The organism is Copranaerobaculum intestinale (assembly GCF_009831105.1).
Classification (GTDB): Bacteria; Bacillota_I; Bacilli_A; order Erysipelotrichales; family Erysipelotrichaceae; genus Copranaerobaculum; species Copranaerobaculum intestinale.
In genome coordinates this window covers 20,300-41,073 of sequence record NZ_WUUQ01000003.1, presented here as the reverse complement: position 1 = coordinate 41,073, position 20,774 = coordinate 20,300, and the positions used below count along the sequence as shown (strand labels likewise).

Here is a 20,774-nt window from a genome sequence, read left to right as displayed (position 1 = left end):
TGATTAAAAAATAGGTTTGTCATGTTTCATAGGCATACAAAAGCCGGAACAATCTGCCGCCCGGTTTCCGGGGGCATGATTCCGGCTGTCCTCCTTTTTCATTATTTTTTCTCGCGATTGTCCGCTTTGTACGCCAATGGCCCATAGAGGGCAAGTGCGGCGAATAGATAAGATCACTCCCTTCTAAAGCGGAACGAAATTAAGCGCCCTTTGTGTCTACTTCATATACATCGCAGACCTCATTGGGCTTGAGTTTCAGCCTTGCAGACAAGAATGCTTCAATGTCAAAAGCGTTCTTATCATCCGCGTCGGCAGTGTACTTGAAATTGGGGTGCTTGGTGATGTCGTACTTATCCGAAAGGAAAGGACGCACACCGCGCAGCTGGAGGATACACTTGCCTCCATCCATAACAGCAAGCTCATCCTGGCTCATCAGCTCTTTCCCCAATTTTTGATAGTTGAGTGAATGGGAGGTTTCCCTCCCACGGCTCTCTCCGGTGTTGTAGTGGAGTAGGGAGGCACCGCCTTGCCATATTACTATGGTAGGTTCGCACCACCCTCTCCGGGAACCGGACTTACATCTCTCAATGTATCCGGCTCTGTTATCGTTCGGTCAGCAGTTACTCACTGGTTGTGGATTGCAACATGGCATTTTTTGCACACAACCAGCGTTTTACGCCGTTTTGCAATCATTGCAACCTCCCATGCCTGCTTGCCCTTAAGGTTTTTGAGCTTGTTGACATGGTGAACTTCGTAACAATCGCTCTCGGTCGTACCGCATAGCTCACAGACCTTTGCTTTCAATCTCTGCTCCAAGGCTGTTCGGGAATATCCGTACTCCACCGCAGCATTGCATACGATGTCCGTCGGATTGGCCTTATCCTTGCAATCGGAGTATTTTGCAAAATAGCATCGTTTTTGCCCCGTTTTGGTTTCGTAGGGGATTCCCCATTCTCCGTAGTGGTCTTTGAATTTCTCAACCACCTTGGCTATGGTGCATTTATGCTTACTTGCGAGGGTTTTGAGGCAACTGTATTCCATGAGATAGGAAAAGTAGCACAGTTTATAAAAATTGCTGGCAATTCCATAGTAGTTGCAGATTCCCCGCAGTTCCGCATTGTAGGCAGAAACGATTTCCAAATCTGTGAGTCGCAAAAGAGATTTACGGCGGACAGGCATGAGTTTCCCATCCGGTTTCTGTATCGCAATTTCCTTGGCGAAAATGAAGCTGTGAATCTTATCATCGAATGGGATAGACAGTTCACAGGAATTGTTGAGGGTGCGTTTTGTCTTTTTGCCTGGCCCACCATGCTTGATAATGCTGCTTCTGCGAACACGAACATCATACCCCAAAAATCTTGCCCTTTCGCTGCTGTGAGTGATGAGTGTTTTTTCTTCGCTGAGTTCCATCTTTAAGGTTTCACGGATAAACTCAGAAAGTTTACTCTTTATCCACTGGCAGTCCTCTTGACTTCCTTTCACACCGAGAATAAAGTCATCCGCATAGCGGATATACTTGATGCACTTTTTTGTCTGAGCTGTACAGGGCATTTTCAGCATGAGCTTCCGCTTTTCGTTGTATTCGGAAAGCAGTTGTTCTCTTTCTGCCCCGGTGCGTCTGCCGATGTGATAGGAAAGTTTCTGGAGGTCATTGCTTAGGAGGCGATATTCTGTCCTGACAGGTTCTTGCCCATGGGTATCAAATTCGCTTTTCAGCTTCATTACAAATTTGTCCAGCTCATGCAGATAGATGTTAGCAAGGAGCGGAGAAATGATACCGCCCTGTGGAGTACCACTGTAGGTTTTGTGATATTTCCAATCCTCCAAATATCCAGCCTTTAGAAATTTGTAAATCAGCTTTATCAACCGGGCATCCTTGATTTTACTATGAATCAAGCCTACAAGAACGCTGTGGTCGATATTGTCAAAGCACCCTTTGATGTCACCCTCCACGAACCAACGCATACCATTGAACTCCATTTTTAAGGATTTCAGTGCGGTATGGCAGCTCCTTTTGGGTCTGAATCCATGGGAAACTGGCAAGAAAACAGGCTCATACACCGCTTCGAGAACCATCCGCAGAACTTCCTGTACCAGCTTATCTGTGAATGTCGGGATTCCCAGAGGTCGCTTTTTCTTGGGATTGTTCTTCTTCTGGATATAGGTTCTTCTGGCGGGTGTGGGCTGGTAGGTTTCATCAGCGAGCCTTTGGATGATATTTGCGATTTTGGCTTCGCTGAATCCATCTGCCGTGTCATCGTTTGCACCCTTAGTTGCGGCACCACTGTTGGCATACAGATTTTTATATGCCAGAAAATACAGGTCTGGCCTCAGCATATAGCGATACAGTCTGGTAAAAATTTCATCTTTATTTGCGAGTGAGTTTCTACTGATTCTTGCTAAAATTTCGGTTGTTGGTTGCATTTTGAGGTTTTCCTCCCTAATCAACTTTTCTTTTAGTACACAATAACTACGCCCCTTCGCCATGTGAGGGTCATTACCCCTCTCGGACTACTACGGGCGTTCCGTGCCCATGCAGGATTTTCAGGCTCTACAGCCATAGCCGAATTTTCACCTCCTTCGGTTGGCGTTCCTGTTTAGGGCATCCCCAGTTAGCGTTGAGCATAGGCAAATGTGGATTGTCGGTCTCCGCTTTCGTTTCCTTGCCATAGGTTCTCCTACAGATTGCACACCGTTTTTGATAACCGATTGATTGACACCTATAACCAATCGCCAGTGTGCCAGAGGTTACAGATACTTTCCTCCGTCTGACCGATAACAGAAATTAGAAACTTGCGTTCAGTAAACCCAACTTAAGCCTCATATCCACTTAACATTGCAGTTCAGTCGCACCAAGTTATCTTTAGGTGACTTACTGCTTTCCTGCCGTGCTGTGTTCCCGTTTCAGCTTTCGCCTTTCGGTTAGGCAGGTTGTTTCCCGTGTTATCTTACGGGGTAGTGCCTTACACTACTTTGCTCAACGCCCTATCTGGGCGCACGGTGTCGATGGTTTCCTTTCCCAGCACGGCAGCCAACTCTTTGAGGGTAGTCGGCTCTTTACCGCCCAGGAAGATGGATGTATCCATGTTGCCGATGATGGTATCTGCGTTATCCTTATAGATCGCCTTGAGCTGACTCTGTGCCTGCAACACCAGACAGGCAGAGATCTCACGGCTTCGGATGGTGGCCACCAGCTTTTCCAGTTTCGGAATCTGCCCGATGTTAGCACACTCATCAATCAAACAGCGCACATGAACCGGAAGCCTGCCGCCATACACATCGTCGGCTTTTTCGCAGAGCAGATTGAAAAGCTGGGTATAACACATGGAGATCAGGAAGTTAAAGCTGTCATCCGTATCACTCATAATGAGGAACAGAGCAGTTTTCCTGTCTCCCAGAGTATCCAGCTCCAGCTCATCATAAGCCGTGACCTCACGCAACTCTGCAATGTCGAACACGGCAAGGCGAGCGCCGCAGGAAATCAAAATCGACTTGGCTGTTTTTCCAGCGGCCAGCTTATATTTCTTATACTGGCGCACCGCAAAGTGGTTTGGCTTCTCGGCTTCCAGTGCATCAAACATCAGGTCTACGGGGTTTTTGAACTCCTCGTCATCCTCACGGACTTCCATGGCGTTGATGAACTCAATGAGGGTGGAGAAGTTTTGTTCCTCCACCGGAGCCTCATAATGGATATAGCCAATAAGCGCGCAGTACAACAAGGTTTCTGCTTTTACCCAGAAATCGTCTCCGGCCTTGCCTTCACCTTTGGTATTAGCGATCAGCGTTGTTACCAGCTTCAAGATGTCCTTTTCGCTATGGATATAGGCGAAAGGGTTATAGTGCATGGACTTCTTGAAGTTGATGGTATTTAGGACCTTGATTCGGTACGGCTCATAAATGACCTTGCCGTGCTTATCCTTCATAGGCTTTCCGTCTTTCCCCAGCTTGGGTGCGCCCCGCTGGAGCATTTTTCCGCACTCCACAAGAATTGTTCCTTTCGGGTCCGTCACAACATAGGAACTGTGCATCTGCATCAGGTTGGGTTTCAGCCAGAATCGGGTCTTACCGGAACCGGAGCCGCCGATCACCAGCACATTTTTGTTTCTGGCGGTCTTGGGGTCCTTGGGGCGGCTGTTCATTGTCAGGCTCTCTGTTTTCGTCAGAATCACGTTGTTCTGAAATACAGGATCAACGTAAGGTGCAATATCCTCACGGGTTCCCCAGCAGGCCGAACCGTATTCAATGCCGTGCCTGTACTTCTTGGCGTTCTTGCTTTTCAGGTACACAGCCAGCCGCAGGCCGCCGCCGCAGCACAGGCCCACCAGCAGGTCCAGCGAGTGCAGGCTGGGCCACCAGCTGGTCAGCGCCACCGGCAGCGTGGAGAAGAACGAGAGCATTTTTGCCGAAGCGTCCGCACCCACGGCCATCCGCCACGCTTCACCGAAGTTGGTGGAGAAAAGCCCCATCAGGATATACGGCAGGTTCAGCAAAATGAGCTTTTTGATGTTCAGCTGCTTTTTCATCGTTCCAGCTCCTTCCGCTTGTTCCGGTCCACGACGGCGTGTTTCACCAGCTCTTTGAACTGGCTCAACTTTGCCAACACAGACGGACGCTCGGATTTCTCCGCCTTCCTGACCTTTTTCCCGGTGTACTCGGTAAAAGCAGCGGTCAGGGCATCCGCGTCCCGACCCTTGAAAAAGATCAGGTACTTGGGTGGGGAGCTGCTGCGGTCCTTCTTCACCGCATAGTCCACGCCGTATTTCCGGGCGATCTTCTCAAACTCCTTGATGGAGGGGTCGGTGATCTCAATGTTGGAAACCCCTTGGTTTTGACCAATCAGCTGTTTCACCGTCTGCTTGCCCTGGGGCTTCACAGGCGCATCACGGCTTCTCTGCTTTTGCAGCTTCTTTTCCTTGCGGTGGGCAAGGTACTTGGTGATGGCGGCTTTCATCAACCGCCCGGTAAACTTTGTTCCGCTGACTACCAGCGTCAAAGTCCTGTTTTCCACTTCCTCCTGCATAGGTCATCGCCTCCTTTCCACGGATTTTGCAGGGGTGGCACTTGATACTAAGGCGGGACCACCAGCCGCCGCAGCAGGTATTTCAGCATGGCAGGCTCCTTTCAGCGCAGCTGGTCGGAGCGTTCATAGTACAGATGACCCTGGCGCACTTTGGCATGGCTGAGAATCTTGATGTGGCCCTTTTCCTGGTTCTCCAGGCTTTTCTGGTATCCGGCCTCCGTCAGAAACAGGCGGGTTCGTTCACCTTTCCAGTCCACCGGGGAATCGTCGGTCAGCACATCGAAGATAATCATGTGCCGGGTGTCCTCGGCAAACCGCTCCAAATCCATGTACTCATGGCCGTGGTAGTTCTGCGCCCCGGCTTTGAGGCGCATTTCCTCCATCAGCTGGCCCACGGTCTTACGCTCAGGCATGGCGTGCGCCTCCTTTCCCGCGTCCCTGGCCCTTCACGGCCAGGATACCGTCCAGGGTGGTGGCGGTGATCCGCAGGCGCTCGGCGGTGGCAATGTCATTCTTCACGGTCTCGTCGATGCCGTGGCCGCAGACCACCAGCACATGGGACCGGCGCAGGTAGTCCCGCGCCATATCCAGCCCGTCCTTGTGTTCCTGGGGAATCTCGTCTTTGAGGAAGGTAGGCAGGAACAGCACCGGGCAGATGGGCGAATACCCGGCATCGTACACCTGACGGCAGTAGGCCGCAGCGTTCTCGGCGTTCTCATACTGGCTGTTGCTCCAGGGAGCCGTAATGTAGGCAAGAGGTCGTTTCATGGCAAAATCCTTTCTCCCGGTGTTTTCGGGCAGCAGAAAAGCGGCTGTTTACCAGCCGCCTGCGTACATATCGTGGTTAACTTGTGCGGTGTAGTGGTTGCTGATCGTGGTCGGCGCATTAAACAGCACCGCAAGCAGATACTGCTTCATGTTGCGGATTTCGGTGGTATTGTTCCGCAGGCATTCCATGACAAACTCGATGTGGGAGCAATCCAGCTTCAAAAAACGGGAGCGGACCACCTCATGGGGGAAGTCGCTGCCAGCGATCCGGGTGGTTTTCCGCTTGGCGCAGACGGTCTCCACCATCAGCTCCACAATCTCGTCCAGGTCCTCCCGATAGGTGGTAAACTCCCGGCACAGGTGGTCATACTCGATGTTCTCCAGAATCAAATCCCGATAACTTTCCATCTCTGAGACAGACATCGCATCCCTTCCTTTCCGTTCCGGCAGCTGTGCTGCCGCTGGCTCCCGGAAGGGAATAGAATCGGTACTTGATCCATAAGTAATTGTTTTTTCTGTATTTGATTTCTCTATATTTAATTCTGCGGGCTTTTCCGTATCCGGTTTTACCATATCCGGGTTTTCCGTATCTGGTGAAGCCGTATCCGGCTGGGGCGTATCCGGGTTCTTCGGCTGTGGTTGCTCGTAGATAACATACTCGGTATCGCTGATCCGACCCTGCCGGTCTCGCAGCTGATGGCGGACAATGTACCCGGCAGTTTCCAGCTCCCGCAGCGCGCCGCCGATAGCGTCCACGCCCTCTTTGCAGATGGCGGCAAGCCCTCTGGTGGTATAGTTCCAGTCCTCCGGTAAGGACAGCATCATGGAAAGCAGCCCCTTGGCTTTCAGGGACAGTTTCCCGTTGCGTAAATGGTGATTGCTCATCACGGTATAATCTCTGGTTCGTTCAATGCGAAATACGGCCATTGACCTCACTCCTTCCAAATTTCTCAGGGTATGAAAAAAGCCACAATCCTGTAAAAAGAATTGTGGCAGTCAGCTGTTTTGTTCACTTTTTCTGCGCCGGTAGGGGCGCTTGGGAATGGGCGGTCTGTCCAACAGGTCATTTCCCTGAGAGAATGGCAGAGTTTGCAGAACACGGTCAATCTCTATAAATTCCATACCATGCTGGGAATGGCAATCCTCCCGGATTGCTTCCCGGATTTCCTTTACAGTACACATTTCAATCCTTTCCTTTCGCAGTAATGATTTGTTTATGAGTGGCGGCGGTGTTTTCCCGGTTTGAAATCGAGGATATGTCCCTCAATCACACGAGCGTAACGCTTGATCTTGATCTCCCGACGCTGCTGGCTTTGCAGGGCGGCCCGATACCCGTCCTCAGTCAAAAACAGTCGTATTTCCTCTCCGGGGCTACCGTAAGCTGTGCTGGGACGCAGGACGGAAAACTCAATCATCCAGCGGGTGTTATCCCAAAACCTCTCTACGGCAAGAATGTTATGTCCTTTCAGCTCACGGGCTGAAATATCCCTCATAGGCGGCTCCTTTCATCGTTCCTGGTCTCTCTGACGCTTTTTCTGCCATGCCTCCAGCAGCTTGATGATAGTGTCCTGCATCCGCTGGGGCGTATAGCTTTTAGGGAAATACTTCCGCAAGGTGTCAGAGGTAAATGTCACTCGGTCCAGATCGCTTTTCTTTTCCTCACCCATGATGACACGCATCATATCGAGGGTCAGATGCCCCTCCTGACTGTATTTCTTGAGCCGCTGGGCTTGAGAAAGAGAAGGGGTAGCCTGTTCGCTGTCCATTGCATCCAGCAAATCTCTCTGTTCCTCTTTTTTGAGGAAGGACAGCTCATAAGCAGGATTTAAGGCAATTTTCTTTTCATCCACCATGTCCAGCAGTTCGGGAATCAGCTCGGTCAGACGGATAAATCTTTTAATCTGTGATTTGCTATCTGGACTGTTCTCCGCGATTTTTTCTGCCGCAGTCAACTTCGGCCCAACTTGGGCCGAGGTTAAATCCGTCCTGGCTCCTTGGTGCTTAATGGCATCCAGTTTCATCTTATAGGCAAAGGCCCTTTCACTGGGAAGCAGGCTTTCTCGTTGCAGATTGCTGTCAACCATAATGATCGTGGCGGCATCATCATCCAAATCCCGAACAATGACCGGCATGGTCTCCTTGTCTGCCAGCTCACTGGCTCTGTGCCGCCTGTGTCCGGCTACCAGCTCATAACCGCCCTCCGGGTCCGGTCGAGCAATCGCCGGAACCAGAACGCCATACTGCTTGATACTGTCAGCGGTCTCCATCATGGCTTCGTCATCCTTGACTTTGAATGGGTGGTTCTTAAAGGGATGCAGTTCAGACAGCGGAATCTCCTGAATCTTTTCCAGCTTTGCATCCTGACGGACTTCTTCGGTGGAGAACAGATCATCTACCGAGACCAGCTCTATTTTTTTCGCGCTGCTTTTCAAGTTTCAACACCTCCTTCATCAGATTTCGATACCCCTCTGCCACCTTGCCACCGGGATCATGGGCAAAAATACTTTTTCCCTCAGCGCTAATTTCCTTAGCCCGGACAGAGTGGGGAATCTCTGTGCCGAATACTTTGATCTTGCTGCCATAGGTCTCACGCAGGAGCGCGGAGATCTCTTTGGCAAAGTTGGTTCGGCTATCCACCATCGTCAGCAGGATACCGTCTATCTGGAGCTTGGGGTTGATCTGCCGCTTTACCTTGTTTACCGTGGAGAGCAGCTGTTCCAGCCCTTTGGCGGGCAGATACTCCGCCTGAACGGGAATGATGATCCTGTTCGCAGCGGCCAGCGCATTGACTGTGAGCATACCCAGGGAGGGCTGGCAGTCGATGAGGATATGGGAGTATTGCCCCTTCAGCGTGTCCAGATATTGCCGCAAGATAGTCTCGCGACTCATGGCGTTTACCAGGGATACTTCCATACCGGATAACTGGATGTCCGCAGGCATCAGGTCTACACCCTCTGGGTGGTGCAGGATACCCTCGCCGGGACGAAGCGGCTCATCCATCAGGATACGCCCCATAGCGTCCGACAGCGTAAAGGGCAGCTTGTCCGGCTGGGGATGGCCCAGGCTGATTGTCAGGCTCCCTTGCGGGTCCCCGTCGATCAGCAGGACTTTCTTTCCGGCCTGCGCCAGCCCGATTCCCAAGTTGGCACAGGTCGTTGTCTTGCCAACGCCGCCTTTCTGGTTGGCAATGGCAATGATTTGCGTGTTCATTAACTTCACCTCATTTCTAATTGTTGCTGTTGCTTCTGGAAATAGAAAAAGCCGCCACTCCAAAATAAAAAGTGAAGTGACGGCTCTTTCTATCGCCGGAATACGAGTTCCTGAAATGAAAAAAGCACCCAGTCATTTATGTGATCTGTGTGCTACATCAAATTCATATTCAATTATTCAAATTAGCTCAAACTATGCCAAACTGCCACAGCCAAAAAAACGAGGGGAAGGAGGGCTGAAAAGCGCCCCCAAAACACCCCCCAAATCGGCTCTCGGTTAACCACTTTGGGAACCACTTGACCCTCTTTTTACCCCCTTTTTGGCCGGTTAACCACTTGCGGACCACTAAAAATTGGGTGAAAACGGCTCTCGTTTTGTCAAATTTGGTCAAACCATATCAGCCCATTTAGGTATAAGAAAACCCCGGAAAACCTTGATTTTCCGGGGTTTTTGAACCATTTTGATATAGTCTGAGCAGTCGATTATCGCTTGCTGAACTGCGGAGCGCGACGAGCTGCTTTGAGACCGTACTTTTTACGCTCTTTCGCACGTGGATCTCTGGTAACGAATCCAGCTGCTTTCAACGCAGGACGGTAATCAGCGCTTGCTTCCATCAATGCTCTTGTGATACCATGGCGCATCGCACCTGCCTGTCCGGTGTATCCTCCGCCCTGGACATTAATCTTAATGTCAAACTGGCCAAGAGTTTCGGTCAGTTCAAGCGGTGAACGAACAACCATACGCAGAGTTTCCAGTGGTAAGTATTCTTCAAGTGTTTTACCGTTTACAACGATATTTCCTTTACCCGGAGTCATAAAGACACGAGCAACTGATGTTTTACGGCGACCTGTGCCGTTGTAAGTAACTGTATTTTTCTTAGCTGCCATCTCTTATTCCTCCTAACCTTTGATAACCAGTTCAACTGGTTTCTGTGCTGCATGCGGATGCTCTGTACCTGTATAAACAAACAGATGTCTACGCTGTACATTTCCAAGTCTTGTATGAGGAAGCATACCGTAAACAGCTTTTTCAACCCATTCAACCGTATATTTGTCCTTCATAGTGCGTGCTGTACGAACACGCAGTCCGCCTGGATACATAGAGTGTGAATAATATTTTTTATTCTCAAATTTGTTTCCTGTCAGTTCAATTTTGTCAGCATTTAAAATGATAACATAATCTCCACAGTCGACGTTCGGTGTATATGTCGGTTTGTTTTTACCACGTAAAACCGATGCTACTTCTGTAGCAATACGACCTAAGTTTTTTCCTGCTCCATCAACAACGTACCAAGTACGCTGTACTTCAGCAGGTTTTATAAAAGTAGTCTGGCGCATAATCTTTTTCCTTTCCAATGTAGTTTCCGGGGCTACAAAGGCATAAACGTGCCTTTTAATATTTTAAAGGTTTTTTATAGTGGTGTCAATAATTTTTGTTCTTAATGGTTAGAAATCACTTCTTATTCCCCATTTTATATACATTCATGATCTAGCTTCATATAATTCGATTGTAAAAAATACTGGCGTTGCCAGTATTTATGATAATTTTTCGAATGCGCTTGCCGGAGCACCGCACAGCGGACAGATATAATCCTCAGGAAGCGGATCACCATCGTAGATATAACCGCAGATCGTACAGCGCCAACCGACCTTCTTTGTTTCCTTTTGATAGCTTGGGGCATTCTTCGGTGTCGCACCATTCTTCACCTGATGATAATACGCATACGTCATGACCGGCTCTTCGCTGAGTACCTCTGCACTTTCCACTTCACCGATAAACATAACGTGTGTTCCCAAATCAATCTGATTCACAACTTTGCAAGTGAATCTTGCTGTTGCATGATCAGTGATGTATGGTGAACCTAGTTCATCCATCTTGGTATCGTATCCTGAAAATTTATCCGTATCCTTAGAAGATTGAAAACCAAATGTTTTAATGAGCTCCATATTTGTCGATTCACTTAACACGATCGCCGCAAAGCGTCCGCTCTTTGCAATTGTCTGCATGGTGTCATTATCTTTATTCAGCGTTACCGACATGCGGGCAGGGTCATTGGTTACCTGATTCAGCGTATTGGCAACACATCCGGCTTTATGATCGCCTACACTGCTGCTGATTACATATAATCCGTAGCTCAGCTTAAAAAATGCTTTTAAATCCATTGCTTGTTACCTCCGTTTTTCTTTAGCTACATTATGCTCTGAAATTAAGAAAAAATCCATCGTTTTACTCTTTTATGCATTCATTCCCTTGCATATAAAAGAAATCCAAAGGTAACCGCGCGTTTTCATAACAGAAAAAAAAGGCATTTCTGCCTTATTTTCCGAAATAATGAGGTTCAATATGATCCAGCACATGCATGTGCAGACTATTCAAATACTCATGCGCACGCTGCCAGCGGCCTGAATTTTCTAAGTCCTGATTATCATGGGCATCTACGCCGACAATCGCATCACATTCCATTTCCGCCGCAATTTCCCAAAAGCAGTGATGCGGATATTCTTCGGTATGCATCTGTTCATTATACGCCAAACCAGCCAAATTGTATTCAAGCGGAATATGCAGTCGTTTGGCCGCTTCGCAAATGTGGATGGAGGCTTCCCGACAGGCTTCATCAAACTTCGGATAGCAGCGCATAAAGAGCTCAGGATGCGCTAAATAACTGTACAATCCCGTTTCCATTCCGGCGATAGCATCCTCCACATAAGCATTCAGTGATTCTGCATCTTTGCAGATACGCCCGTAATAGCGATGAATTTCATCCGTTTTCTGATAATGATTACCGAACAGAATATAATCGATTTTCTCATCCTTAAGAAACTGCTTCAGCCAATCCATATACTTCGGATAATACTCACATTCCAAACCGATCAGAATTTCAATCTGATCCTTATATTTCTCACGCAGAGAGGATATGCTTTGATAGTAATCCTGAAATTGTGAAAGCGGCATACGCATATTGGCTTTGAAATCCGATTCATACTTCCATGGCGTATGATCAGAAAAACCCAGCACGTCAAATCCGCTCTTAATAGCACTTTTTACGTAATCTTCATCACTGCCTACTGCATGCATGCAGCGGCGGGTATGTGTATGATAATTCGCTTTCACTTGTATCCCCTCCATATCTCACTTCCATTAAATATAATCCGCACGCTTCTGCTTTATAGCGACAGGCATGCTTATCCTTTGCGTCCAGCATTTGCTGAATCTGTTCTTTACTTAGATGGTGCTTTCCGGCTTCGATCAACGTTTGTGCCATCATTCTCACCATATAACGAAGGAATGCCTTTCCTTCAAAAATAATTCGCAGATAACCATCTTCCTCAAGGATCTGAATGGATGTAACGGTTTTGATCCGCGGTTTGCGAGGATCGATCCGGCTGCTCGTGAAAGAGGTAAAATCATGTGTACCGATAAAAACAGTTGCACAGGATCGCATATAAGCAACATCCAGCTTTGCCGTATCAATTTTCATCCGCTTCTGGATAAAAGGATCGTTTTTACGATTCGTTATGAAATAATCATATCGTTTGCCGATGCAGTCAAAGCGGGCGTGAAAGGTTTCTGATACTGCAATGACTTCCTGCATGCGGATGGTGATCGGCAGTAAACTATTCAAGGCACGGGTGAAATGATCGGAATTCAACTGCAAATCACTGTCGAAGTGAAACACTTGTCCGACTGCGTGTACACCGCTGTCAGTACGCCCGGCTGCCGTTATTTCAACCGGACGCTGATGCATTACCGCAAGTGCTTTTTCAATTTCTTCTTGAATACCATGCGCGTTTATTTGTGACTGCCAACCGCTATACAAGCTTCCGTCATAGCTGACTGTTGCTTTATAACGCATCAGATAAATCCTTTCCAGATACAGATATTCAAGATCAGAATCAATGTTGACAGAAGCAGCAGCACATAATCTTTAAAGGTCATTTCCAACTGTTTATAGCGAGTACGGGGACGATTTGGTATATACCCGCGAGCCTCCATTGCATTTGCTAATTCTTCCGCTCTTTGAAATGCAGAGACAAATAACGGAACAATCAATGCCAGAATTGCCATCAATTTCTCCTTTAATGTCCCTTCATCAAGATCAACCCCGCGCGAGGTCTGTGCCTTGATGATCCGATTTGTTTCTTCAATCAAGGTAGGAATAAAACGCAGGGCAATGGATATCATCATCGCAATCTCGTGTGCCGGTACATGAATCACCTTAAAGGGTGTCAACAGATCCTCAATGCCCAGAGTAAGCTCCAAAGGCTTCGTCGTCGCGGTCAAAATCGTTGTCACGATGATCATCAGCAGCAGCCGAATAATGATAAATAAGGTTTGAAAGATCGCATCGGAATACACCTTGAATCCGAATACCGTAAACATCACATAACCGGTGCGCAGCACCAGTACGTTGATGATCCACAAAAACAACAGCATAAACATCATCGGTTTTACCGAACGCCAGATAAAATTCAATCTCAGCTTTGACAAGAATACAGCTGTAATAATCAAGACCGCAATAACTGCATAGCCGATATATCCGGCAGGAATAAAGATCGCCACCATAAGCAGCAGCATCGCTCCGATTTTCGCTCGGGGATCCATACGATGAATAATCGAATCAAGCGGCATGTATTTTCCTAAAGCAAAATTATTCATGCCCCTTCACCTCACTCGCTACCGCATCAATGAGTTGTTCAACATCTATCATATCATCCGGTATCTGAAATCCTTTTTCCCGCAGCTCCTCTCGCAGCCGGATAACCGCAGGTGGGTTTATTTTCAATTCCTTCAGCAATTCCACACTGCGGAAAAACTCGTGAACCTCGCATTGTTCACGGATATGTCCGTCAGCTACTACGATCACTTCATCACAATAATGCAAAACATGTTCCATGTCATGCGTAACGATCAAAACCGTCTTTCCATATTCCTTGTTCAGCCGACTAAACAACTGCATCATTTCTTTGGCACCCTGTGGATCTAAGCCGGCCGTTGGCTCATCTAATACCAGAACCTGCGGATCCATAGCCAAAATTCCGGCTATCGCAACGCGGCGCTTCTGTCCACCTGACAGATCAAACGGTGACTTGTGAAAATCACTTTCATCAATACCAACGATACGCAAATATTTTTCGGCAAGTTGAACAGCCGTTTCCTCATCTACTCCGAAATTCTTGGGCCCGAAACAGACATCCTTAATGATCGTTTCTTCAAACAGCTGGTATTCGGGAAACTGAAAGACAAGTCCTACATCCTTGCGAAGTGCTTTTAAATGCTTTGGCTTTTCATTGCTGGAGATGGTACGCCCCGCCACTTCCAGCTCACCGCCAGTTGGCAGAAGCAGTGCATTCAGATGCTGAACCAGGGTAGTTTTTCCAGAACCAGTCTCACCGATAATCGCGGTAACCTTCCCTTCTGGAATCGCGAGTGATACATGATCCAGCGCCAAATATGCAAAGGGAGTGCCGAGATTGTATTCATGGCTTAGTTCTTTGAATGTAATCGGCATACTTCCTCCACAGCTCCTTCCATAGTTGTACACAGTCTGCAGGAAATTCCTTTCCTTTGCAGACCCTTTGTGAATTTGAGGGCAAAGGGTATATCCAGTTTTAAAGCAACCAGCTCTTTTTCTCTCAATAATATGTCCTCCGGCTTTCCATCCATAACGATGTGGCCTTGATCCATAACGATCACATGGTCACTGTGGCTCACTTCTTCAATATCATGGGTGATGGAGATAATGGTCATTCCAGTTTCTCGGTGAATAGACTGAATCATTTCATTAATTTCAGCTTTCCCCTGCGGATCCAGCATACTGGTAGCCTCATCAAATATCATAATCTGCGGAGCCATCGCCAGCACACCGGCTATTGCGACTCGCTGCTTTTGCCCACCGGACAGATGGGTCGGTTCACTCAGCAAATAGCGACTCATGTTGACCCGTTTTGCATACGTTTGAATGATTTGTTCCATGGCTTCGCTGGCCACCTGATGATTCTCCAGACCAAAAGCAATATCATCTGCCACTGTGGCACCGATAAACTGATTATCGGGATTTTGAAATACAATCCCGATTTTATCACGAATCGTGTAGATATTTTCATCATTCAATTCCATACCGTCTACGATAATCGACCCGCTGTCTTTTTCTAATAGATCGATCAGCAGCTTCGCTATCGTTGATTTTCCACTGCCGTTATGACCAATGATCGTAGTATAGCTTCCTGCTTCGATCTGAAAAGAAACGTGCTCTACCGCATTGGTTTCTTTATCGTAGGAAAAGCTGATATCACATACCTGTATTTTCGCCATTTCATCACCTCAAAGCTTTACCATTATACAACGAAACGGTTTTGATGACAAATCAAAACCGCTTACTGTCCGATATGGGATTTCAGGTCTGGTAAATCCCTTTTTGTATAAACCTTACGGGAAATCACAAAGCTCTTATCCCGCATAAACTCATGATTTAAAAAGTCATAATAGCTTCCCGGTGAAACGATACCGCTGATGTCAAACAGATCGAGTCCAATTGTCCGAACAATTTGCAGGGTAAAGGATACACAGTTTGTATATAAGACAAAGAAAGTCTTAAAAATTCCCTGATTGATTTTATAAAAATGCGCGTTATGTACACGGCGGGTAACCCGCGATATATAATCATCCTTGATCCCGAGTATTGGCAGTCCCTGTTGATCGCGTTCTTCATCACTTTGAAAGTCTACAAATTTCCCAAAAACCTCCAGCACTCGATTATTTATGATCTGCTTCTGATTACTGTTTAATACGATACCGAACACAATCAGTGTTTTGTTTTCATTTTCCAAACAGTTGCTTAGATATTCATCGCGCGGAGCGACAATTACAACACCATCGCCAAGTGTTCCAAAGAGTCTGCGTTCGTGAGGATCGTAACAGCCATAGGAGATGACGGTTCCATGATACACTAAATCAATATGTCCAAACATTGCTGGTCCTCCGGGTGCCAGATGCATCATGATTTCCAAATCGACCGGAATGTCGGCTTTGACGGTATCGAATTCTTCCTTTGCAATGTCATCCTCACTCTTGTTCAAAATCATCCGCAGCAGCCAAACCGGGACAATGGCTGCCATCCAAGGAGGTATTGCCAGCTGTATTTTTTTGCCGAGGGAACTGCCGAAATCATCTGGCAGCAGATCCTGTATAAATTCTAAAAGATTTTTCCCGCCGTAAATCAAAAAATAAATACCGATGCCGTAAGAGATCAATTCATAATACTGAGTTGGTTTGAACAATAGGATAAACGACATGATAAGATCAACAACCAAAAAGAAAAAAGAATTCATCTTCCCTGGAAGATGATCACGGCATTTTACCGTAAATACAATTCCCTTAACAATCGCATGAAGCAAAATCCACGCTCCGATGATACGGGGAAACAGCGAATAAAATAAATTCGGCTCTGCCAGAGAAAAGCACGAAAGAATGATCCATACAATCACATCCAAAAATTGCAGGATGCGGTGATGCACCTTATGATAATTCACGATAATATTAAAAAAGCGAATTGCAATCATACCAAGCAAACCGCAAACCAGCATTATGTAGAGCCAGTTCCAGATTTCAAGCTTATTGGTCATGAAGCAGATTCCCATAATACAGAAAAACAGGCCGGACAACAATGACGTCGCAATATTTAATCTTTGTTTTAGCATGTTATCCTCCTATCCCTACCATTCCATTATATTGATTTATGGAATTAATACAATGTTTTCCCGGGTAATAATACCTACTGCATACAATTACTGTTATAATTAAAGAAAAGGAGTGATTACATGAGAGATGCAGTTAAAACCATCGGTAACCTGATTGATAAGCAATCGATTTGTTATGTAAGCTCTGTAGATGAAGCAGGATATCCGAATACCAAAGCGATGTTCGCTCCGCGTAAGCGTGATGGCATCCGCACATTTTACATGACGACTAATACCTCATCGATGCGGGTCGGCCAATATCAGAAAAATCCCAAGGCGTGCCTGTATTTTTGTGACCGTCGTTTTTATCGGGGTGTGATGCTGAAAGGAACGGTAGAGGTGCTGCATGACCCCCTGCTCAAGCAAGAAATTTGGCATGATAAAGATATTCTGTATTATCCGCTGGGGGTGGATGATCCGGATTATTGTGTTCTGCGGTTTATCGCAGTGGAAGGCCGCTATTATCAGAACCTAAAATCAGAGACCTTCACAATTCAATAGTATTCTTTTCTTACAGGATATAAAAAAAGTAGATTTATAGAAATGTGCTCCTCAAATAAATTTTCAGAGTCACTGGTAATCTACTTTTTTTAAATTACTTTTTTAATAGCTTATTTTACTCTGCCAACCTTTATAGCTGCCATGATTTGCATATGCTTGATCGGCAATAAACAGCACATTTTCCATAAGCTTGATCGAATCAATGGATGAAATATGCAGAACCGTCAATTCAAAGTCAGATACACCCTTTGTTACAACGAAACCTTTGTTGACAACTTTATTTTTAAAGTTTTCCATATCTTCTTGATTTTTGAACGTCACGGTATGCTGAATCGGACGTTCATTTTCGTTTACATCACCCTGTTCATGAAGCTTTCCGATGGCTTCTTCATTCATGTGTGAGATATCATCGTATTCTTCATCACTCACGTTTGGATATTCCGAATGTGAATAGACCGGTTTTTCTCCAGTCTCCACTTTTATTTCTTTGGGCTTCGACGCATCTGCTTCTTCATCTTCTTCATCACAATCACAGGCTTCACACGCTTCTTCATCTGCGGAAGTTTCATCCACTAGTAAATCCTGATCGAGAGCCATGATTTTCTTTTTTTCTTCCTGCTTCAGCTTATAAACAGCAAAGGCTGCTGCACTTCCCAGTACTGCTAATAATGGAATTGTCTTTTTCATGTTACATCACCACTTTCTTTTTACTATTGTATCATATTTTATGATTCTTAACACAGGGAAGCTACTTTTTGCGGGTGCTGAGAGCTATCCCATCTCCAAACTCATAAAAAATCGTTGTGAACTCTTCATTCACTTCTAAAAACGAACGGTATTCACGAATTTTTCTGACCAACCTTCGCAGATTTCGCGATGCAATTTCCGCTTGGCTGTCAACCAGACCATGAAATCCCAGATTGTCAGTCAGGATCGCTCCCGATGGATTCAAATACTGTTTATATTTTTCAAAGAAGCGAATATACTGAGCTTTAGCAGCATCAATAAAAATGAAATCGAACATACCTTCCGGGGTCCACTCCAGCGCGTCGGCCAAATGAAATGTGATCCGCTGATCCAGCCCTGCTTTTTTACGATTTTCTAATGCCTGCTGATACCGTTCTTCATCTCGTTCTACACTGACTACCTTGATATTTTCTCTTACCATGGCCATGCGAATGGCTGAATAACCGATAGCAGAACCGATTTCTAAAATACGTGTTACCGGATGTTCCTGAATATAGGCCAACAGAAAAGCTAAGCCTTCCTCCTGCATAATCGGCACCTGATTCTCCTTCGCATATATCTCCATCTGTTTTATTATGTCCATATGTCACCTACTTTAAGAACTTCGCATCGATTGAAGCATTGGTTATCTGATGAATGACATCCATGCTGAAGGTTTGCCCCTCATAGCCGTTTAATGCGTGACGCTGTGCCAATTCATCAGAGTAATCACTTACCTTGTACACTTTGTAGTTATGGCGGCTTTCCATGATATTGTCAGGGTTGCCGTCGCCGTCAAAATGTGTAACGATCGGTGTCCATTTTACATTTTCCACTGCAATCTTTTTCGTTTTCGCATCTTTGACAAAATCAAATCCAATCATGCCGCCAACAACATTGTCTACGCTCAGCATTCCGCTTAAGAAATTGCCAAGCGAATACACAACTAAGGTCTTGCTCGTGCCATCCGTGCTGTTTACCCATTCCACCGGCTGAATGACATGCGGGTGAGTACCGATGACAACATCGACCCCAAGATCGGCAAACAATTGCGCATAGTGCTTCTGTTCATCATTGATTTCATGAATGTTCTCCGTACCCCAGTGAGCGGATACAATGACGACGTCACTGACTTTTTTAGCCGCGGCCACATCCTTGCGTATCTGCTCATCATCGAAATAAGCAACGCTGTAATCATATTCAGGAGCTACACCATTGGTTCCGTATGTATAAGCCAGAAAGGAAAAGCGAATCCCTTTACGCTTGATAACCCGGACTGTATCACGATCCTTTTGAGAGGTATAGGTACCCGCCGCAATCACACCTTTGTATTTAGCCCAAGTCGCAGAGCTGTTATTGATACCGGTTTGAAATTTGTCCAAACAGTGATTGGTTGCGGTATTTACGATATCGAATCCCGCATCCACAACTCCGTTGGCTACATCACTTGGTGTATTAAAGGTCGGATAACCGGATAATCCCAGATCATCACCGCCTAAAATTGTTTCCTGATTGATAAAAGCTAAGTCTGCCTTTTTGGTATCCTTTTTGATTTTCTCATACATGGCAGAAAAATCATAATGTCCATCCTGATCGGCACCATCCAGTTTATCCGCTTCTTTATAGATGGAGTCGTGAATTAGATTATCTCCAACACCGACAAAGGATACAACTGTATTCTCAGATGTTTTTTTTGTTTCTTTTTTCTCATCCTTCGGCGCATTTGCGGACGAACATCCCGCCAGTAATGCACAGCATATTAGAATCCATAATTTTTTCATGTTTACTCCTTCACTTTCATCGCATGATACTCATCAAGGGTAATCCCTTGATCCATGATTGATTTCGCGGCATGTTTGCCTACATAACGCAGATGCCATGATTCATAACCAAAGCCGGTTACATCTTCCTTATCCTTCGGATAGCGAAGAATAAAGCCATAATCTGCCATATGCTTCAGCAGCCAGTCGTAATGAGGTGATTTTTCAATTTCTGTATAATCCATATGATCGATCGTAATATCAACTGCCAGACCAGTATTATGTTCACTTTGACCAGGGCGCGCATAATACGTATCGGCATACTCCACACCGTTAGCTTGTGCGTAATAGTTATATAGCATCTCCTGATACTGATATCCACGAAGCGAAGCGATGGCAGTTATTGTAAAGCCTTTTTGCTCGGCTGCGTCGATCAGCTGCTGAAAATGCACAGCTGCCGCTTTGACAATATACTGTTTATCAGGAAAGCAGGAATATTCATTCGTACAGGGGGCAGGTGTTTCTACCAAATCCTTCGGTTCATAATTCACCGGTAATTTTTGATATTTGTTTACCAGCATCGTGCTATCATCCGTATCAGAGATGGTTTTCACATCGGTGTAATAAGGTTTATCCAGATTCATATTCACCTTTAGCACAATATCCTCCGCCTGCTTCTCCTTGCCCGCATAGGCAACGTAACGGCCTGCATTTTCTTCCCATGCATATTTCACTTCACCAAATGCTTTTGCCTGCTCAGCGCTTCCGTTTGCTTTCAAAACCGCATTTACGATCTTTGGCGAACTTTTACTCATATTCACCGAGCAATACTGCTTACTATATTTCTTTATGATCTTTCCTTTACTCATCGAAATAAGCGATGAAGGGTTCTTGCAGGATTCCGCAGTTTCTTGATCAATTCCTGCCGCCTTCAACTGTTCACTTTGCTTTGCCGTGTAGCCATTCCAGGATGAGGATGACGAGCATCCACCAATCAGCAAACAGATTCCTACTATTTTCATCCAATTTTTACCCATACATATCCTCCTGATC

23 protein-coding genes and 2 pseudogenes are annotated in these 20,774 nt (G+C 46.2%); 1 reads left to right on the top strand and 24 read right to left on the bottom strand.

The genetic code is table 11. From position 1 onward, the window contains the following. Positions 1 to 199 precede the first annotated feature (199 nt). From GSF08_RS08720 to GSF08_RS08625, 20 genes and pseudogenes are all read right to left on the bottom strand, one after another. Positions 200 to 505: pseudogene (locus tag GSF08_RS08720) on the bottom strand (VirD4-like conjugal transfer protein, CD1115 family); the annotation flags it as partial. Between the two features lie 119 nt (positions 506 to 624). After that, complete coding sequence (locus GSF08_RS08715; RefSeq protein ID WP_075053151.1) at positions 625 to 2,424, bottom strand: reverse transcriptase/maturase family protein; 1,800 nt, start codon at positions 2,422 to 2,424, stop codon at positions 625 to 627. Positions 2,425 to 2,999: 575 nt separating this feature from the next. Continuing rightward, positions 3,000 to 4,523 (bottom strand): annotated as a pseudogene (locus GSF08_RS08710) (VirD4-like conjugal transfer protein, CD1115 family); the annotation flags it as partial. Then, entirely contained in the window at positions 4,520 to 5,020 is a 501-nt protein-coding gene (locus GSF08_RS08705) for a PcfB family protein (RefSeq protein WP_050005939.1), read from the bottom strand. The gene GSF08_RS08705 and the pseudogene GSF08_RS08710, both read right to left, overlap by 4 nt. 101 nt (positions 5,021 to 5,121) lie before the next feature. Further along, positions 5,122 to 5,433 carry a DUF5720 family protein gene (locus GSF08_RS08700; RefSeq protein WP_160625447.1) on the bottom strand — a complete coding sequence of 104 codons (312 nt, stop codon included), beginning with the start codon at positions 5,431 to 5,433 and terminating at the stop codon, positions 5,122 to 5,124. Then, positions 5,426 to 5,788 (bottom strand): DUF7768 domain-containing protein, encoded by a 363-nt coding sequence (locus tag GSF08_RS08695; protein ID WP_027644087.1) that lies wholly within the window; start codon positions 5,786 to 5,788, stop codon positions 5,426 to 5,428. Before GSF08_RS08695 ends, GSF08_RS08700 begins: the two co-directional genes overlap by 8 nt. Positions 5,789 to 5,836: 48 nt before the next feature. Then, a complete protein-coding gene (locus tag GSF08_RS08690) occupies positions 5,837 to 6,715 on the bottom strand; it encodes a DUF6017 domain-containing protein (protein ID WP_117509620.1) in 879 nt (292 codons plus the stop codon). Between the two features lie 69 nt (positions 6,716 to 6,784). Then, the gene (locus tag GSF08_RS08685) at positions 6,785 to 6,970 is read right to left on the bottom strand and encodes a hypothetical protein (protein ID WP_055224629.1); all 186 of its coding nucleotides are present in this window, start codon (positions 6,968 to 6,970) and stop codon (positions 6,785 to 6,787) included. Positions 6,971 to 7,002: 32 nt separating this feature from the next. Then, on the bottom strand, positions 7,003 to 7,281 hold the full coding sequence (locus GSF08_RS08680) for a DUF5720 family protein (RefSeq protein WP_160625446.1): 279 nt from the start codon (positions 7,279 to 7,281) through the stop codon (positions 7,003 to 7,005). A 12-nt stretch (positions 7,282 to 7,293) separates the two neighbouring features. Next, a complete protein-coding gene (locus tag GSF08_RS08675; RefSeq protein ID WP_160625445.1) occupies positions 7,294 to 8,220 on the bottom strand; it encodes a ParB/RepB/Spo0J family partition protein in 927 nt (308 codons plus the stop codon). Beyond that, positions 8,177 to 8,998 (bottom strand): ParA family protein, encoded by an 822-nt coding sequence (locus tag GSF08_RS08670; protein WP_136891459.1) that lies wholly within the window; start codon positions 8,996 to 8,998, stop codon positions 8,177 to 8,179. Before GSF08_RS08670 ends, GSF08_RS08675 begins: the two co-directional genes overlap by 44 nt. Before the next feature lie 482 nt (positions 8,999 to 9,480). Beyond that, positions 9,481 to 9,885, bottom strand: coding sequence for a 30S ribosomal protein S9 (gene rpsI / locus GSF08_RS08665; protein WP_160625444.1), 405 nt, complete (start codon positions 9,883 to 9,885; stop codon positions 9,481 to 9,483). Positions 9,886 to 9,897: 12 nt separating this feature from the next. Continuing rightward, positions 9,898 to 10,335 carry a 50S ribosomal protein L13 gene (gene rplM, locus GSF08_RS08660; protein ID WP_160625443.1) on the bottom strand — a complete coding sequence of 146 codons (438 nt, stop codon included), beginning with the start codon at positions 10,333 to 10,335 and terminating at the stop codon, positions 9,898 to 9,900. A gap of 198 nt (positions 10,336 to 10,533) precedes the next feature. Beyond that, on the bottom strand, positions 10,534 to 11,160 hold the full coding sequence (locus GSF08_RS08655; RefSeq protein ID WP_160625442.1) for a flavin reductase: 627 nt from the start codon (positions 11,158 to 11,160) through the stop codon (positions 10,534 to 10,536). 154 nt (positions 11,161 to 11,314) lie between these two features. Next, positions 11,315 to 12,124 carry a histidinol-phosphatase gene (locus GSF08_RS08650; RefSeq protein WP_160625441.1) on the bottom strand — a complete coding sequence of 270 codons (810 nt, stop codon included), beginning with the start codon at positions 12,122 to 12,124 and terminating at the stop codon, positions 11,315 to 11,317. Further along, positions 12,054 to 12,851 carry a tRNA pseudouridine(38-40) synthase TruA gene (gene truA, locus GSF08_RS08645; protein ID WP_347337997.1) on the bottom strand — a complete coding sequence of 266 codons (798 nt, stop codon included), beginning with the start codon at positions 12,849 to 12,851 and terminating at the stop codon, positions 12,054 to 12,056. Before truA ends, GSF08_RS08650 begins: the two co-directional genes overlap by 71 nt. Next, positions 12,851 to 13,654 carry an energy-coupling factor transporter transmembrane component T family protein gene (locus tag GSF08_RS08640; protein ID WP_160625440.1) on the bottom strand — a complete coding sequence of 268 codons (804 nt, stop codon included), beginning with the start codon at positions 13,652 to 13,654 and terminating at the stop codon, positions 12,851 to 12,853. Before GSF08_RS08640 ends, truA begins: the two co-directional genes overlap by 1 nt. Then, positions 13,647 to 14,507, bottom strand: coding sequence for an energy-coupling factor transporter ATPase (locus GSF08_RS08635; RefSeq protein WP_160625439.1), 861 nt, complete (start codon positions 14,505 to 14,507; stop codon positions 13,647 to 13,649). Before GSF08_RS08635 ends, GSF08_RS08640 begins: the two co-directional genes overlap by 8 nt. Continuing rightward, a complete protein-coding gene (locus GSF08_RS08630; protein WP_160625438.1) occupies positions 14,483 to 15,310 on the bottom strand; it encodes an energy-coupling factor transporter ATPase in 828 nt (275 codons plus the stop codon). Before GSF08_RS08630 ends, GSF08_RS08635 begins: the two co-directional genes overlap by 25 nt. Positions 15,311 to 15,372: 62 nt before the next feature. Then, positions 15,373 to 16,695: an HdeD family acid-resistance protein gene (locus tag GSF08_RS08625; protein WP_160625437.1), complete on the bottom strand. Its 1,323-nt coding sequence runs from the start codon at positions 16,693 to 16,695 to the stop codon at positions 15,373 to 15,375. Positions 16,696 to 16,815: 120 nt separating this feature from the next. Between GSF08_RS08625 and GSF08_RS08620 the strand changes: the two genes are divergently transcribed. Further along, entirely contained in the window at positions 16,816 to 17,235 is a 420-nt protein-coding gene (locus GSF08_RS08620; RefSeq protein WP_160625436.1) for a pyridoxamine 5'-phosphate oxidase family protein, read from the top strand. A gap of 102 nt (positions 17,236 to 17,337) precedes the next feature. Here GSF08_RS08620 and GSF08_RS08615 read toward each other — a convergent pair whose 3' ends face one another. The 4 genes from GSF08_RS08615 to GSF08_RS08600 all read right to left on the bottom strand — a co-directional run bounded on the left by GSF08_RS08615 (position 17,338) and on the right by GSF08_RS08600 (position 20,758). Continuing rightward, positions 17,338 to 17,922, bottom strand: a complete 585-nt coding sequence (locus tag GSF08_RS08615) for a ribonuclease E inhibitor RraB (RefSeq protein ID WP_160625435.1) — start codon at positions 17,920 to 17,922, stop codon at positions 17,338 to 17,340. A gap of 61 nt (positions 17,923 to 17,983) precedes the next feature. Beyond that, positions 17,984 to 18,565, bottom strand: coding sequence for an O-methyltransferase (locus GSF08_RS08610; protein ID WP_160625434.1), 582 nt, complete (start codon positions 18,563 to 18,565; stop codon positions 17,984 to 17,986). A gap of 7 nt (positions 18,566 to 18,572) precedes the next feature. After that, on the bottom strand, positions 18,573 to 19,742 hold the full coding sequence (locus GSF08_RS08605) for a CapA family protein (RefSeq protein ID WP_160625433.1): 1,170 nt from the start codon (positions 19,740 to 19,742) through the stop codon (positions 18,573 to 18,575). Between the two features lie 2 nt (positions 19,743 to 19,744). After that, positions 19,745 to 20,758, bottom strand: coding sequence for a M15 family metallopeptidase (locus GSF08_RS08600; protein ID WP_160625432.1), 1,014 nt, complete (start codon positions 20,756 to 20,758; stop codon positions 19,745 to 19,747). Positions 20,759 to 20,774: the final 16 nt, after the last annotated feature.

Excerpts from the sequence above, each read along its gene's own strand:
- GSF08_RS08715 (WP_075053151.1), bottom strand. The coding sequence starts at position 2,424 with ATGCAACCAACAACCGAAATTTTAGCAAGAATCAGTAGAAACTCACTC.
- GSF08_RS08690 (WP_117509620.1), bottom strand. The coding sequence starts at position 6,715 with ATGGCCGTATTTCGCATTGAACGAACCAGAGATTATACCGTGATGAGC.
- GSF08_RS08615 (WP_160625435.1), bottom strand. The coding sequence starts at position 17,922 with ATGAAAAAGACAATTCCATTATTAGCAGTACTGGGAAGTGCAGCAGCC.
- GSF08_RS08670 (WP_136891459.1), bottom strand. The coding sequence starts at position 8,998 with ATGAACACGCAAATCATTGCCATTGCCAACCAGAAAGGCGGCGTTGGC.
- GSF08_RS08700 (WP_160625447.1), bottom strand. The coding sequence starts at position 5,433 with ATGCCTGAGCGTAAGACCGTGGGCCAGCTGATGGAGGAAATGCGCCTC.
- GSF08_RS08680 (WP_160625446.1), bottom strand. The coding sequence starts at position 7,281 with ATGAGGGATATTTCAGCCCGTGAGCTGAAAGGACATAACATTCTTGCC.
- GSF08_RS08610 (WP_160625434.1), bottom strand. The coding sequence starts at position 18,565 with ATGGACATAATAAAACAGATGGAGATATATGCGAAGGAGAATCAGGTG.
- GSF08_RS08650 (WP_160625441.1), bottom strand. The coding sequence starts at position 12,124 with ATGGAGGGGATACAAGTGAAAGCGAATTATCATACACATACCCGCCGC.
- GSF08_RS08695 (WP_027644087.1), bottom strand. The coding sequence starts at position 5,788 with ATGAAACGACCTCTTGCCTACATTACGGCTCCCTGGAGCAACAGCCAG.
- GSF08_RS08605 (WP_160625433.1), bottom strand. The coding sequence starts at position 19,742 with ATGAAAAAATTATGGATTCTAATATGCTGTGCATTACTGGCGGGATGT.
- GSF08_RS08635 (WP_160625439.1), bottom strand. The coding sequence starts at position 14,507 with ATGCCGATTACATTCAAAGAACTAAGCCATGAATACAATCTCGGCACT.
- GSF08_RS08685 (WP_055224629.1), bottom strand. The coding sequence starts at position 6,970 with ATGTGTACTGTAAAGGAAATCCGGGAAGCAATCCGGGAGGATTGCCAT.
- GSF08_RS08640 (WP_160625440.1), bottom strand. The coding sequence starts at position 13,654 with ATGAATAATTTTGCTTTAGGAAAATACATGCCGCTTGATTCGATTATT.
- GSF08_RS08655 (WP_160625442.1), bottom strand. The coding sequence starts at position 11,160 with ATGGATTTAAAAGCATTTTTTAAGCTGAGCTACGGATTATATGTAATC.
- GSF08_RS08705 (WP_050005939.1), bottom strand. The coding sequence starts at position 5,020 with ATGCAGGAGGAAGTGGAAAACAGGACTTTGACGCTGGTAGTCAGCGGA.
- rpsI (WP_160625444.1), bottom strand. The coding sequence starts at position 9,885 with ATGGCAGCTAAGAAAAATACAGTTACTTACAACGGCACAGGTCGCCGT.
- GSF08_RS08630 (WP_160625438.1), bottom strand. The coding sequence starts at position 15,310 with ATGGCGAAAATACAGGTATGTGATATCAGCTTTTCCTACGATAAAGAA.
- GSF08_RS08625 (WP_160625437.1), bottom strand. The coding sequence starts at position 16,695 with ATGCTAAAACAAAGATTAAATATTGCGACGTCATTGTTGTCCGGCCTG.
- rplM (WP_160625443.1), bottom strand. The coding sequence starts at position 10,335 with ATGCGCCAGACTACTTTTATAAAACCTGCTGAAGTACAGCGTACTTGG.
- GSF08_RS08600 (WP_160625432.1), bottom strand. The coding sequence starts at position 20,758 with ATGGGTAAAAATTGGATGAAAATAGTAGGAATCTGTTTGCTGATTGGT.
- truA (WP_347337997.1), bottom strand. The coding sequence starts at position 12,851 with ATGCGTTATAAAGCAACAGTCAGCTATGACGGAAGCTTGTATAGCGGT.
- GSF08_RS08620 (WP_160625436.1), top strand. The coding sequence starts at position 16,816 with ATGAGAGATGCAGTTAAAACCATCGGTAACCTGATTGATAAGCAATCG.